This window comes from Flintibacter porci (assembly GCF_041925195.1).
Taxonomy (GTDB): Bacteria; Bacillota; Clostridia; order Oscillospirales; family Oscillospiraceae; genus Lawsonibacter; species Lawsonibacter porci.
In genome coordinates this window covers 220,015-233,758 of the sequence record NZ_JBHEVB010000006.1, presented here as the reverse complement: position 1 = coordinate 233,758, position 13,744 = coordinate 220,015, and the positions used below count along the sequence as shown (strand labels likewise).

The following is a 13,744-nucleotide window of genomic DNA, read 5'->3' as shown; positions in this document are numbered from 1 at the left end:
AGGACATGTGGAGGTATATGACTGGGCCGGGCGGTTCTGCTTTTCCGCCGACAGCGAGCGGGAGGCTCGTGAGGAACTGGAAGGTGCGGCCTGACGGCGGTATCACAAGGATTTTCTTACATTCCGCGAAAAAATGTGCTAAAATATAGTTACAGCGTGTGGTTCTGAGAACGTAAGTCCAGTTGTCAGAACCACACGCTTTTTCATTTTTATCAGAATGGGGGAGCCTTGATGTTTTCGATTGGAAGTCTCATCGTATACAGCGGTACTGGTGTGTGCCGGGTGGAGGCAGTTGGACCGCCTCCGTTTGATCCGGGTTCCAAAGTGGAGTACTACACTTTGATCCCGCTGCAGAGTACGGGGACCATCTATGTACCGGTAGATACCAAAGTATTTATGCGGCCGATTCTCAGCCGGGAGGCAGCTCAGGAATTGATCCGCCGTATTCCGGAAATCCAACAGGCGCAGTTGGAACATCTGGATTACCGTATGCTGGCCCAGCGCTACCGCAGTTTTCTGGACAGCCATTCCTGTGAGGATCTGGTCCAGCTTATCAAAACTGCGTACACCAAAAGCAGAGCCAATACCCGCAGCGGAAAGAAGCCCAGCAAGGTGGACCAGGATTTTCAGAAGCGGGCAGAATTTCTTCTCCACGATGAGCTTTCGGCCGCTTTGGATATTCCGTTTGATGAGGTGGGGGACTACATCACCAAACAGGTGGAGCAGAAGAAACAGACTGGATGAGATTCAGGAGTCGATATATGCCCGTACCCGCAGCTGGACGCCCAGACTCTGGGCAATGGAGCGGCTCTCCTCAATCTCAGCGGGGTCGGTTCCTTTATCCACCACGGTAAATACCACGTGGGGGACATAGGTTTTGGACTCTTTGGCAAAGTCCAGCATGGCCTGGTAGGCTTCCTCGCCCTGGATGGGGTGGCACAGGGCCACGTAATCGGCGGCGTTGTTGGCATTGAGAGAGATAGAAAGGGTATCAATGCGTCCCTTCAGCTCCGGGCATACGTCACGGCCGTTGATGAGATTGGCATGGCCGTTGGTATTGATACGCACCGGGGGAAGCTGGTCCCCGTAGCGGGCCTTCAGCTCGTCTACCAGCCAGAGAATGTCGTCCAGACGGTAGGTGGGCTCACCATAGCCGCAGAAGACGATTTCACGGTAGCTGGGGATGTCCCGGCTGAGGAAGCTGTCCAGAGCCTCCTGGCGGGTGGGTTCCCGCTCCAGCCACAGGGAGTCCTCTGTATAGATGGAGCCCTCTTTTTTACCATGGCGCAGACAGAACTCACAGTTGCAGTTGCACTTGTTGGTGAGGTTGACGTACAGCGCCCCCTCGTATTCGTAGGTGATGGTCATATCCCTTATGCCTCCTCGATGTGGAAAAACCGTTTGCCGTTTTCCAGAGTGATGCGGGCCACCTCTTCCGCGTCCATGCCCTTTACCTCGGCGATCTTCTCCGCCACCAGATGGACCTTGCCGGAGTCGTTGCGCTTGCCGCGGAAGGGTTCCGGGGTGAGATAGGGAGAGTCGGTCTCGATCATGATCCGGTCCATAGGCAGCCAGTCGATGACCTCCAGAGCCTTGCGGGCATTTTTATAGGTGATGGTGCCGGTAAAGGACAGCATCCATCCCAGCTTTACCAGCACTTTAGCGTCCTCCAGACTGCCGGAGTAGCAGTGGTATACGCCGGTGACCTGGGGATGGGAGCGGACCACTTCCAGGCAGTCGTGGTGAGCCTCACGGTCGTGGATGATGACCGGCAGCTGAAGCTCCTGTGCCAGCTCCATCTGCCGGTGGAAAACCATCTGCTGGAACTCCTTGGGGGGATTTTCTTTCCAGTAGTAGTCCAAGCCAATCTCACCGATGGCCTTTACCTTGGGATGGGCAGCTAGGGCTTTCAGTTCGTCCACCCAGCTGTCCTGCCAGGGACCACAGTCGGAGGGATGTACCCCTACGGCAGCGTAGACGAAGGGGAACCGGTCAGCCAGCTCCACGGCGGTGCGGGAGGTCTCCAGGTCGCAGCCGGGATTTACAATGAGCGCCACATCCTGCTGGGGCATACCGGCCAGCAGCTCCAGACGGTCGGCGTTGAAAGCCCCGGAATCATAGTGGGCGTGGGTATCAAATACACGCATAATTTTTCCTCGATTTCCTTTTAAAATGAAACAGATGCCAATGAAGGAGGTGGAAGCGGCCCGTAGTTGGGCCGCTTCCACGATTTATACAACTATATAATATCATACTGCCCGGGGGTACAAAATGCAAGAGGTTACGCCTGCGGGGTGAGATCCATCACGTATTGATCGCCGGGGCGGCCTTCCTGCGTTCCATCATCGAAAAACTCCTGGAAGGTAAATTGAAAGGTGCTCTGATCGTCAGGTACTTGATAGACCAGAACGCCGCTGCGGCTCTCTCTGGGGGCGAGCTCATATTCTGTGGGCAACTGCTGATCACAGTAGTACTCCACCGGCATACACCGGGTATCATCCTGGCTCATACTGTCCCAGGAGAGCTGAAAATCGCTGTCGAACATAGTTACCGCTTGAGGGTACGTGCTCTTCAGAGTCAACTCCACCACCACCAGCTGATCCCCCTGCGCGCTGATATAGCCGCCGTACTCTTGGGTGGATTCTACTTCGGTTACCGTATAATCAAACCACGCTGTGGATACTGTGTCGCCCAGGGAAAAGTGCTGGTCTGTGTCATTCTGTCCGCTGCTGCAGCCGGTGAGCAGCAGGGCGGAGGCCAGCACCCAAGCCAATCTTTTTCCGATGGGGGCCACCTTCTTTCGTTCTTTTTTGAAATTATACCCGACACAGCCCGGAAAGACAAGAGGGAGCGGCCTGTTTGTAGTCAGTGTGCTGGTTCTTTTTTGCATATCTTATTATTTTTTATCGGTTTCGTAACCATCTTGCCTCTGTGCGGTTGACGGCCCGCCGGTTTCCGGATATAGTTATTTTTGTTCAAAAGAGCGGTACGCCGGCCAGCGCCGGCGTCCAAAAACTGGCTCGCTTCCTGCCTTGGCGTAAAGCAGCCCAACCTGGTTGGTTTTTTCTGGACAAGGTCGGGCGCTCTATGATAAAATTAGTTATCACAGTTTCCGCCGAAGCTGGCGCCTACCTGGGAGCCAGAGCCAACAACTACATCATAGAGAAGGAGATCAACATGGAAATCCGCAAAATTTTCGTCGTCGGTTCCGGCCTGATGGGCAGCGGTATTGCCCAGACCGCCATTCAGTGCGGCTATGAAGTGATCCTGAATGACCAGAGCAAGGCCGCTCTGGAGCGCGGAGTGACCGGTATCACCAAGCGCCTGGAGCGTCTGGTGGAGAAGGGCAAAATGACAGCCGAGGAGAAGGACGCCTGTCTGGCCCGCCTCACCACCTCCGTCAGCGTTCACGTGGCCTCCAATGTGGATCTGGTCATCGAGGCCATCTACGAGAACCTGGAGGCTAAGCAGGCTATTTTCCAGCAGCTGGATAAGATCTGCGACAGCCGCACCATCTTTGCCTCCAACACCTCCTCTATCTCCATGACCAGCCTGGCTGCTGCCACCAGCCGTCCTGATCGCGTGGTTGGCCTGCACTTCTTCTCCCCCGTGCCCGTTATGAGCCTGGTGGAGATCGTCTACGGCCTGCGCACCTCTCAGGAGACCATCGACATCGTCACTGAGGTTGGTAAGCACATGGGCAAGCGTCCCATCCTGGCCAAGGATAAGCCCGGCTTCATCGTCAACCGTATGTTGCTGCCCATGCTCAACGAGGCCGTACAGGTTCTGGACGAGGACATCGGCTCCGTGGAGGACGTGGATGAGGGTATGCTCCGCGGCTGTAACCACCCCATGGGCCCCCTGGCTCTGGCGGACATGATCGGCCTGGACATCCTGCTGGAGGTTATGGAGACCTTCTACATCGACCTGGGCGACACCAAGTACCGCCCCGCCCACCTGCTGCGCAAGATGGTGGCCGCCGGCTATCTGGGCCGGAAGTCCGGCGCTGGCTTCTATGTCTATGAGGAAGGCAAGAAGGTCGGCGTCAACCCCGTGCTGGTTAAGGGCTGATCCCCCTTTACCATAAATTCACTGTTTCCGCTCTGAACCGCTCCCTGGGGCTCCGCCGGGCCCCAGGGAATCTTTTTGTGTCATTCCCTCGGAAAGGAGAACCTCTTTGGAACTGCGCGAATATTGCCCCCTGGACTGCCCGGAGCTGGCCCGGCTGTTCTATCAAACGGTGCATACTGCCAACGCCGTCGACTATACTCCCCAGCAGCTGGATGCCTGGGCGGATGGGCATACCGACCTGGCTGCATGGAACCGCTCCTTCCTCAGCCACTATACGCTGGTGGCTCAGCAGGAGGATCAGATCATCGGCTTTGGCGATATCTGTCGGGACGGCTATCTGGACCGGCTGTATGTGCATCCAGACTGGCAGCGCCAGGGCGTTGCCACAGCCCTGTGTGATCGGCTGGAGGCATGCTGCGGCGCGTCCCGCCTGTATGCCCACGCATCCATCACAGCATTGCCCTTTTTTCAGGGGCGGGGCTACCAGATGGTGCAGGAGCGCCAAGTGGAGCGAAAAGGGATCCTGCTGACCAATTTTTTGGTGGAAAAGGAGCCGCGGCTCTGAACGTGTTTCCAGCGCTTACATTTTAATAAAAAATGCCGGACCTTTTTCAGGTCCGGCATTTTTTATATCAGCACATTTTTGCGCCCGCGGGGATCTTGTCATCCAGCATGACCAGGTTGAGACGCTCCTCACCCTTTTCAGTGTGGACGGCGGAGAGCAGCATGCCGCAGCTCTCCTGGCCCATCATCTTGCGGGGAGGCAGGTTGACGATGGCCATCAGGGTCTTGCCCACCAGCTCCTCAGGCTTATAGTACATGGCGATGCCGGAGAGGATCTGACGGTCCACACCGGTGCCGTCGTCCAGGGTGAACTTCAGCAGCTTGTTGGACTTCTTCACATTCTCACAGGCCTTCACCTTGACCGCACGGAAATCGCTCTTGCAGAAGGTGTCAAAGTCGACCTTCTCCTCCAGCTGGGGCTCCAGCTCCAGAGCGGGCAGAGCGGCCTTCTTAGCTTCCTCAGCGGCCTTCTCCAGCTCCTCCAGCTCCTTGGCAGCGTCGATGCGGGGGAAGAGGTTGTCGCCCCGGGTGACGGTCACGTCGGCGGGCAGGCTGCCGAAGACAGCGGCGCTCTCCCAGGTGGAGCAGGCGTCGCAGGCGCCGATCTGGCGCAGGATCTCAGCGGCGGAGGTGGGAATGAAGGGAGTCAGCAGGATGGCGCACACCCGCAGGGTCTCCAGCAGGTTATACATGACAGTGGCCAGACGCACGCCGTTGGCCTCCATGTCCTTGGCCAGCACCCAGGGAGCATTCTCATCGATATACTTGTTGGCCCGGGAAATGACCTTGAAGATCTCGCTCAGAGCGTTCTGGAAAGCATAGTGCTCCATCTGCTCCTCGTAGCGGCCGCGCAGGGCGGACACCATGGCGGTGAGCTCCTCATCCAGGGGGTCGGCCTGGCGCTCCTTGGGCAGAGTGCCGTTGAAGTACTTACCCACCATGGACACGGTGCGGCTCAGGAGGTTGCCCAGGTCGTTGGCCAGATCCACGTTGATGGTGTTGATGAGAGCCTCGTTGGAGAAGTTGCCGTCGGAGCCGAAGGGGAAGGTGCGCAGCAGGAAGAAACGCAGGGCGTCCACACCGAAGCGCTCAGCCAGGATATAGGGGTCCACCACGTTGCCCTTGGACTTGGACATCTTGCCGCCGTCCAGCAGAAGCCAGCCGTGGCCAAATACCTTCTTAGGCAGAGGCATGTCCATGCTCATGAGCATAGCGGGCCAGATAATGGAGTGGAAGCGGACGATCTCCTTGCCCACAAAGTGGACGTCGGCGGGCCAGAACTTCTCATAGTCGTCATACTTGTCGTTGAGGAAGCCCAGAGCGGTGGTGTAGTTGAACAGAGCGTCCACCCACACATAGACCACATGGCCGGGGTCAAAGTCCACAGGTACGCCCCAGGTAAAGCTGGTGCGGGAGACACACAGGTCCTCCAGGCCGGGCTTGATGAAGTTGTTGACCATCTCATTGACACGGGAGCGGGGCTCCAGGAAGTCGGTGTCCTCCAGCAGGTGCTGGATGCGGTCAGCGTACTTGCTCAGACGGAAGAAGTAGGCCTCCTCCTTGGCGTCCTGAACCTCACGGCCGCAGTCGGGGCACTTGCCGTCCACCAGCTGGCTCTCAGTCCAGAAGGACTCACAGGGTTTGCAGTACTTGCCCACATACTCGCCCTTGTAGATGTCGCCCTTCTCGTACATCTTCTTGAAAATCTTCTGAATGGCGGAGACGTGGTAGTCGTCGGTGGTGCGGATGAAGCGGTCGTTGGAGATGTTCATCAGCTTCCACAGATCCAGCACACCGCGCTCGCCGGTGACGATCTTGTCCACAAACTCCTTGGGGGAGACGCCGGCCTCCTTGGCCTTGTCCTCGATCTTTTGGCCGTGCTCGTCGGTGCCGGTCAGAAACAGCACATCATAGCCGCACAGGCGCTTATAGCGGGCCATGGCGTCGGTGGCCACGGTGCAGTAGGTGTGGCCGATGTGGAGCTTATCGCTGGGGTAGTAGATAGGGGTCGTGATATAAAAGCGTTTGCGTTCCATGATAATACTTCCTCTCGCTCTCAAATTGTTCCATTATCCATATCCTCCTGGGGCATTCGCGGACCCAGGGGAGTGGGAGAAAAGCGCCGGGCGGACAGAGCCGTCAGAGCGCCGAAGCTACACACAACAAAGGAGATTGCCAGCAGGGAATCAAACAGAGACAGGCGGTCAGCCAGAGCGGTAAGCCCAAAGTAGACGCCCATCACCGCAAAGACGGTAAAACTGCGGCAGCGGGGCCGGCGGTAGAAGAAAGCCGCCTGGCCGTGGAGAGCCAGCAGCAGGAAAACCGCGGCCAGCAGGGGAACAAAGGAATTAAGCAGGACCGGGTCACTGGAATAGACCTGGTAGAGCCGAATGAGCCAGGGCAAAGCGGCGTAGGCGGGCAGAGTAGCTGCCAGACGGACCTGCTCACCGGACAGTGCCCGGTAGTTGGATTTTCCAAGCACCAGAGAGCCGATAGCACCGGCCACACAGCCCAGAATGGAAAGACCCAGCGCCGCAGGCAGCAGATGCCGGGAGGGATCAGCCTGCCAGGCCTGCAGATCCTCCATCAGCTGAGGAACGCCGGCAGCTGCCGAGACCAGAAAGCCCATGCCTGCCACCACCATAAGGGTCATATAACCGGTGGAGGAACACTGGAAGGCACGGTCGGCTTCCTCTTCCGAAATGGTCCGACCGCCGGAGCACAGGACCAGCGCCAAAACGGCAACGACCGCCGTCAGGGCCAGCAGAGCCCAGGTGGCGGGAGCGCCGTGGGTAAACAGGTTGGTCGTGGGATCCAGCGCCGAGGAGCGCTGCCACAGCCGTACTGCAAAGCCCGCCGCGCCGCCCACCAGGGCCAGAGCGGGCAGGGCAAAGTCTTTTCTCATGATTGGCCTCCTAAACCAGGGGACAGAGGGGTCTGTCCAGGGATAACTATCCAATTATATATTACCCAACTGGAAAATACAAGGGCAATGCGCGCAGAATTCCCCTTGTCCAGAGGAGTGGGTCACAGTCTGGGACGTCCCTGAGAGCCGCCGCCCGGTTTGCGGAACTGGAGATACATGGCTACCACCAGGGCCACCAGAGCCGCAATGCTGATGATCAGGGAGACTGCTCCGGACAGAAGCTCCATGCGCAGCAGAATCTCCGAGATGGCCAGACAGATCAATGCAACAAACAGCAGGTTGCGGGCGGTGGGATTCATCCGCTTCCGGGTGCCGTCAGTAGCAAATTCTGATTCCGCCACGGGAGCGGTGGTGTAACCGCGCTTTCCCTGAGGATGGCGCTTTTTGTGTTTTGATTTACTCATGATAAATCCTCTCCTGATAAAATCACGCCGCCGCCCAGTACCACGTCGTCCTGGTAAAAGACCACCGACTGGCCGGGGGCAATGGCGCGCTGGGGTTCTTGGAAGGTGAGCCGGGCGGTGTCCGGACCGGTCTGCTCCAGAATGGCGGGCTGCTCCGTCATGCGGTAGCGTACTTTGGCCATCACCTGGATAGGCTGGTCCAGCCGATCCATGGCAATGAGATTAAGTTGTCCGGCAGTCAGGCTGCGGTGAAACAGGGCGGCGTTGGAGCCCAGGGTGACGGTGTTGTCCTGGGGACTGAGCCCGGTCACATACAGTCGGCCCTGGTTGGAGGATACCCCCAGCCCCCGCCGCTGGCCCAGGGTATAGTGGATGATGCCCTGGTGGCGGCCCAGAACGTTGCCCTGGGGATCGACAAAGTTACCTGACGGATAGTGTTTCCCGGTGTGATGACAAATAAAGGAGGCATAGTCTCCGTCCGGGACAAAGCAGATGTCCTGACTGTCGCTTTTCCGGGCGCTGACAAGCCCCTGTTCCAGGGCGATGGCGCGGATCTCATCCTTAGAGAGACGTCCAAGGGGAAAGCGGGTGGCGGCCAGCTGCTGCTGGGTGAGGGTCCAAAGCACATAGCTCTGGTCCTTATCCGGGTGGAGGGCCTTTTTCAGCAGCCAGCGTCCGGAGCCGGAATCCTGTTCCACCTGGGCGTAGTGGCCGGTGGCCAGCAGAGGACAACCCATCTCCTGGGCCGCCTGGAGCAGGGCACCGAATTTGATTGCCCGGTTACACAGCACACAGGGATTGGGAGTCTGGCCCTGTTCATAGGCCTGGACGAAGGGGTCCATCACCTCACGGCGGAAGGATTCCGACAGATCCAGGGTGTGGTGAGAGATACCCAGGCGCTGGGCCACCGCCTGGGCGTCGGCCACATCCCGGGCGGTGTGGCACTGGGAACGCTGGTCGGGGGGCAGGGCGTCGGGTGAGAACAGAGACATGGTAAAGCCAACAGGATCGTAGCCTGCCTGCTGTAAGAGCCAGACAGCGGTGGAACTGTCCACACCGCCGCTCATGGCTGCCGCAATGGGATTCAAAGGGTAACCTCCTTAAAAGCCGCCGGGCGGCCAGTAAAATCAAGGGGAAGTATACCATATTTTGTCCTTATACGCAACCGAAAGCCCATTGCGGCGGGAAAATCTGGGGGAAAAGGTGTATGGAATATTCCAGCGGGACAAAATGCACAAAGGGGAGGATTCCGGGGAAAAAGGGGAAATTAGCCCCTAAAATCGACAAATTCAGCACAAAGCAGGCTGCAAAGGAAAAAGAAGGACGGATAATTTCCAGAAAAAATACATTTGGTATATGTTGATGAAAAAACTGCCGAAAACACAATATCTAGTGGACACGGCCTGCGGGGCATGCTATAATCAAAAACCGTTACGAACAAGGCTGGGGCGGCCCGGCTTTTCATATCTACATCACGAACGAGAAGGAGAGCACCTATGAGAGCCCTTATGAAAGTTGTCAAGCGTGACGGTTCCGTTGTGGACTACGACCGCAGCAAGATCATCACCGCAATCCAGAAGGCGAACGCCGAGGTCTCCGAGGAGGAGCAGCTGAGCCTGGACCGGATCGAGGCCATTGTCAGCCGCATTGAGGATCTGGGCCGGGATAAGCTGCCCGTGGAGGAGATCCAGGACCTGGTGGAGCAGGGCCTGGTGAATGAGAACAAGTTCTATCTGGCCAAGACTTACATTATCTACCGTTATACCCGGGCTCTGGTGCGCAAGCAGAACACGACCGATGAGTCCATCCTCTCCCTGCTGCGCAATGAGAACAAGGAATTGGCCGAGGAGAACTCCAATAAGAACACCATGATCGCCGCCACTCAGCGCGACTACATTGCCGGCGAGGTGAGCCGAGACTTGACCCGCCGCATCCTGCTGCCTGAGTATATCTCCAAGGCTCACGACGAGGGTGCCATCCACTTCCACGACGCCGACTACTTTATCCAGCCCATCTTCAACTGCTGCCTCATCAACATCGGCGACATGCTGGACAACGGCACCGTAATGAACGGTAAGCTCATTGAGTCCCCCAAGAGCTTCCAGGTGGCCTGCACCGTCACCACCCAGATCATCGCCTGTGTGGCCTCCAACCAGTACGGCGGCCAGAGCGTGGATATGAGCCACCTGGGCAAGTATCTGCGCCGCAGCCGGGAGAAGTTCCGCAAGCACATCTCCTATGAGTGCGCCGGCCTGGTGGACGAGGCGACTGTGGAGCGTCTGGTGGATGACCGGGTGCGGGACGAGCTCAAGAGCGGCGTGCAGACCATCCAGTATCAGATCAATACCCTCATGACCACCAACGGTCAGTCCCCCTTTGTCACCCTGTTCCTCAATCTCCAGGAGGGCGACCCCTACCTGGAGGAGAACGCCATGATCGTGGAAGAGGTGCTGCGCCAGCGTCTGGAGGGCATCAAAAACGAGAAGGGCGTGTATATCACCCCCGCCTTCCCCAAGCTGGTCTACGTGCTGGACGAGCACAACTGCCTCAAGGGCGGCAAGTACGACTATATCACCGAGCTGGCCGTCAAGTGCTCCGCTAAGCGGATGTACCCCGACTATATCTCTGCCAAGAAGATGCGGGAAAACTACGAGGGCAACGTCTTCTCTCCCATGGGCTGCCGCTCCTTCCTGTCTCCCTGGAAGGACGAGAACGGCAACTACAAGTTTGAGGGCCGCTTCAACCAGGGCGTGGTCTCCCTGAACCTGCCCCAGATTGGTATTCTGGCCGGTGGAAACGAGGAGAAGTTCTGGTCCTTGCTGGATGAGCGGCTGCAGCTGTGCTTTGAGGCTCTGATGTGCCGCCATGAGGCCCTGAAGAACGTCCACTCCGACTCCAGCCCCATCCACTGGCAGTACGGCGCCATTGCCCGCCTGCCCAAGGGTGCGCCCATTGAGCCTCTGCTCTACGGCGGCTACTCCTCCATCTCTCTGGGCTACATCGGCCTTTATGAGGTGACCAAGCTCATGAAGGGAGTCAGCCACACCCAGCCCGGCGGCCAGGAGTTTGCCCAGAAGGTGATGGCCCGGCTGCGCAAGGCCTGCGACGACTGGAAGGCGGAGACCAACATTGGCTTCGCTCTCTACGGCACTCCCGCTGAGAGCCTGTGCTACCGCTTCGCCCGCATCGACAAGGAGCGCTTCGGTTCCATTCCTGATGTGACCGATAAGGGCTACTACACCAACAGCTATCACGTGGATGTGCGGGAGCACATCGACGCCTTCGATAAGTTTACCTTTGAGAGCCAGTTCCAGAAGATATCCACCGGCGGCTGTATCTCCTATGTGGAGATCCCCAACATGCGCCACAATCTGGAGGCCCTGAAGGAGGTTGTCAAGTTCATCTACGACAACATTCAGTACGCCGAGTTCAACACCAAGAGCGACTACTGCCAGTGCTGCGGCTACGACGGAGAGATCACCATCAACGATGATTTCCAGTGGGAGTGCCCCGTCTGCCACAACACTGACCAGAGCAAGATGAACGTCACCCGCCGTACCTGCGGTTATCTGGGGGAGAACTACTGGAATGTAGGTAAGACGAAGGAAATCAAATCCCGCGTTCTGCACCTTTGATCCGCTTTCTTGAAAGAAAGCTTGGCAAAGAACTTCCTGCAAAGCTGCGCTTTGTACCTCCGTGCCCTCCGGCCGCTGCACGGCTGGAGGGCACGGTATTTTTAAAGAAAATCATCTTTATGTTTCCGCCTGGGCGGAAATGCTGTGAGGCTGAAAACTATGAACTATGCTGACATCCGGCCCATCGATGTGGCCAACGGCCCGGGTATCCGGGTTTCCCTGTTTGTCTCCGGCTGCACCCACGCCTGCCCGGAGTGCTTTAACCCCGAGGCCTGGGACTTCCAGTATGGAGCGCCCTTTGGCCCGGAGCAGGTGGAACAGATCCTCTCAGCGCTGGGCAAGTCCTATGTGCGGGGACTGTCTCTGCTGGGTGGCGAACCCTTCCACCCCAACAATCAGAAGACGGTGCTGGAACTGGTCAAGCAGGTCCGACAGCAGTATCCCCAGAAGGATATCTGGTGCTACACCGGCTACCTCTTTGAGGATCTGGCTGCCGGAAAGGTGGGGGACTATGGCCGTGCTCTGCTGGAACAGCTGGACGTGCTGGTGGACGGTCCCTTTGTCATTGCCCAGAAAAATCTGAGCCTGCGCTTCCGTGGCTCATCCAACCAGCGTATTTTGGAGGTTCAGCCCTCTTTGGAGCGGGGCGAACCGGTGCTGTGGGACGAGGCCAGTGTGGAATAAGAAAATCCCGTGCTTCCTTTGGTAAGGAAGCACGGGATTTTTTGTGCTTATGATTTGGAAATCTCTGGGTGGGCACCCTCTGCCTCCACATGGGAGTTGGCACGTACCAGAGCAAAGGCTTTTTTGCGTACGATCAGGAAGAAAATAATGTGTACCGCGCCGGTCACGATCCAGGAGATGGGATAGGAAATATACAGATTTTCCGGGGTGCGGTCCACCTGGAAGATGGTGAAGATCCAGACAATACGAAGGCCGCAGGCGCCGATGAGGGAGACGATCATGGGGCCTACCGAGTAGCCAAGGCCGCGTAGGCTGCCTACCATGGTGTCCATGATACCGCACAGAGCGTAGGTTCGGGCGATGTAGCCAAGACGGATGATGCCCTGCTGGATGACGTCCTCCTCGCCAGGGGCATAAATGCTTACCAGAGGATGGCCAAACAGATAGGCAAGGTTGCCCAGTACCACACCGGTGATGATGACGAAGGTCTGGCAGTAGATGAGAGATTTATCCACACGCTTACATTCGCCGGCACCGTAGTTCTGTCCGGTAAAGGTGAGGTTGGTCTGATAGAAGGCGTTCATGGCCTGGTAGACGAAGTTTTCAATGTTGGCGGAGGCGGCGGAGCCAGCTACTACCGTGGAGCCGAAGGAGTTGATGGAGGACTGGATAAGCACATTGGACAGGGAGAAGACGATGCCCTGGAAACCGGCAGGCAGGCCAATTTCCATGATCTGCCCCAGAATGTGCCGGTCGATGTGCATATCCCGCAGGTTCAGGCGCAGGGGGCCGTCCTCGTGGGTAAGGCACATCAGGACCAGACCGGCCGAGATGTACTGAGAGATGGTCGTGGCCATCGCTACGCCAGCCACGCCCATGCCCATCAGGATAACAGAGATCAGATTCAGCACTACATTTACCACGCCGGCAATGATCAGGTAGAACAAAGGACGCTGGGTATCGCCCTGGGCGCGAAGAATCGCTGCGCCGAAGTTGTAGGCCATAGTGGCGGGCATACCCAAAAAGTAGATGCGCAGATAGAGAGTGGACAGGTTGATTACGTCCTCGGGAGAGGACATCCATACCAGAAGCTGATGGGACATGATGGCACCGAATACCGCCAGCACCGCGCCGCTGACCAGAGCCATGAGAATGGAGGTATGTACCGCTTTGCTTACCATGTCATGGCGCTTACCGCCCAGATTTCGGGCCACTACTACGTTGGTACCAACCGACAGGCCAACAAACAGGGCGATGAGCAGGTTGATCAGAGAGGTAGTGGAGCCTACGGCGGCCAGTGACTCCTTGCCTGCAAACCGACCGACCACGATAACGTCTGCGGCATTAAACAGGAGCTGGAGGATACTGGATGCCATCAAGGGAATGGCAAACTTTAAAATCTTATCCGCAAGTGATCCATGGCACATATCCATCTGGTGGCGCGGTTTGCCTAACATGGT

Annotated in this window: 14 protein-coding genes; 6 read left to right on the top strand and 8 right to left on the bottom strand. The window is 57.5% G+C overall.

Features of this window, described 5'->3' with window-relative positions; translation table 11 throughout:
• Nucleotides 1–231: 231 nt before the first annotated feature.
• Nucleotides 232–744: a CarD family transcriptional regulator gene (locus ACEVJL_RS08750; RefSeq protein ID WP_302667901.1), complete on the top strand. Its 513-nt coding sequence runs from the start codon at nucleotides 232–234 to the stop codon at nucleotides 742–744.
• 3 nt (nucleotides 745–747) lie between these two features.
• Here ACEVJL_RS08750 and ACEVJL_RS08745 read toward each other — a convergent pair whose 3' ends face one another.
• The 3 genes from ACEVJL_RS08745 to ACEVJL_RS08735 all read right to left on the bottom strand — a co-directional run bounded on the left by ACEVJL_RS08745 (nucleotide 748) and on the right by ACEVJL_RS08735 (nucleotide 2,794).
• Nucleotides 748–1,368 carry a TatD family nuclease-associated radical SAM protein gene (locus ACEVJL_RS08745; RefSeq protein WP_151075495.1) on the bottom strand — a complete coding sequence of 207 codons (621 nt, stop codon included), beginning with the start codon at nucleotides 1,366–1,368 and terminating at the stop codon, nucleotides 748–750.
• A gap of 5 nt (nucleotides 1,369–1,373) precedes the next feature.
• Complete coding sequence (locus ACEVJL_RS08740; RefSeq protein ID WP_235397213.1) at nucleotides 1,374–2,147, bottom strand: TatD family hydrolase; 774 nt, start codon at nucleotides 2,145–2,147, stop codon at nucleotides 1,374–1,376.
• Nucleotides 2,148–2,281: 134 nt separating this feature from the next.
• Nucleotides 2,282–2,794, bottom strand: coding sequence for a DUF4352 domain-containing protein (locus ACEVJL_RS08735; protein ID WP_162599008.1), 513 nt, complete (start codon nucleotides 2,792–2,794; stop codon nucleotides 2,282–2,284).
• Nucleotides 2,795–3,177: 383 nt separating this feature from the next.
• Here ACEVJL_RS08735 and ACEVJL_RS08730 point away from each other — a divergent pair, with 383 nt between their 5' ends.
• Both ACEVJL_RS08730 and ACEVJL_RS08725 read left to right on the top strand, forming a co-directional pair.
• The gene (locus ACEVJL_RS08730; protein WP_008980057.1) at nucleotides 3,178–4,071 is read left to right on the top strand and encodes a 3-hydroxybutyryl-CoA dehydrogenase; all 894 of its coding nucleotides are present in this window, start codon (nucleotides 3,178–3,180) and stop codon (nucleotides 4,069–4,071) included.
• Between the two features lie 106 nt (nucleotides 4,072–4,177).
• Nucleotides 4,178–4,636 (top strand): GNAT family N-acetyltransferase, encoded by a 459-nt coding sequence (locus ACEVJL_RS08725; protein WP_008980058.1) that lies wholly within the window; start codon nucleotides 4,178–4,180, stop codon nucleotides 4,634–4,636.
• 67 nt (nucleotides 4,637–4,703) lie between these two features.
• Here ACEVJL_RS08725 and metG read toward each other — a convergent pair whose 3' ends face one another.
• The 4 genes from metG to mnmA all read right to left on the bottom strand — a co-directional run bounded on the left by metG (nucleotide 4,704) and on the right by mnmA (nucleotide 9,053).
• Nucleotides 4,704–6,671: a methionine--tRNA ligase gene (gene metG, locus ACEVJL_RS08720; RefSeq protein WP_110441212.1), complete on the bottom strand. Its 1,968-nt coding sequence runs from the start codon at nucleotides 6,669–6,671 to the stop codon at nucleotides 4,704–4,706.
• Between the two features lie 20 nt (nucleotides 6,672–6,691).
• Entirely contained in the window at nucleotides 6,692–7,540 is an 849-nt protein-coding gene (locus ACEVJL_RS08715; RefSeq protein WP_110441211.1) for a hypothetical protein, read from the bottom strand.
• A gap of 122 nt (nucleotides 7,541–7,662) precedes the next feature.
• Nucleotides 7,663–7,965, bottom strand: a complete 303-nt coding sequence (locus ACEVJL_RS08710; RefSeq protein WP_325208214.1) for a hypothetical protein — start codon at nucleotides 7,963–7,965, stop codon at nucleotides 7,663–7,665.
• Nucleotides 7,962–9,053 (bottom strand): tRNA 2-thiouridine(34) synthase MnmA, encoded by a 1,092-nt coding sequence (mnmA, locus tag ACEVJL_RS08705; RefSeq protein ID WP_374737499.1) that lies wholly within the window; start codon nucleotides 9,051–9,053, stop codon nucleotides 7,962–7,964. The genes ACEVJL_RS08710 and mnmA overlap by 4 nt, the downstream gene beginning before the upstream one ends.
• Before the next feature lie 119 nt (nucleotides 9,054–9,172).
• On the opposite strand from mnmA, the gene ACEVJL_RS08700 reads away from it, so the two are divergent.
• The 3 genes from ACEVJL_RS08700 (at nucleotide 9,173) to nrdG (ending at nucleotide 12,284) form a co-directional block, all read left to right on the top strand.
• The gene (locus ACEVJL_RS08700; RefSeq protein ID WP_177314072.1) at nucleotides 9,173–9,328 is read left to right on the top strand and encodes a hypothetical protein; all 156 of its coding nucleotides are present in this window, start codon (nucleotides 9,173–9,175) and stop codon (nucleotides 9,326–9,328) included.
• 145 nt (nucleotides 9,329–9,473) lie between these two features.
• A complete protein-coding gene (gene nrdD / locus ACEVJL_RS08695) occupies nucleotides 9,474–11,600 on the top strand; it encodes an anaerobic ribonucleoside-triphosphate reductase (RefSeq protein ID WP_040649222.1) in 2,127 nt (708 codons plus the stop codon).
• A 159-nt stretch (nucleotides 11,601–11,759) separates the two neighbouring features.
• A complete protein-coding gene (gene nrdG, locus ACEVJL_RS08690; RefSeq protein WP_374737498.1) occupies nucleotides 11,760–12,284 on the top strand; it encodes an anaerobic ribonucleoside-triphosphate reductase activating protein in 525 nt (174 codons plus the stop codon).
• A 47-nt stretch (nucleotides 12,285–12,331) separates the two neighbouring features.
• Here nrdG and ACEVJL_RS08685 read toward each other — a convergent pair whose 3' ends face one another.
• Nucleotides 12,332–13,741: an MATE family efflux transporter gene (locus ACEVJL_RS08685; RefSeq protein WP_374737497.1), complete on the bottom strand. Its 1,410-nt coding sequence runs from the start codon at nucleotides 13,739–13,741 to the stop codon at nucleotides 12,332–12,334.
• Nucleotides 13,742–13,744: the final 3 nt, after the last annotated feature.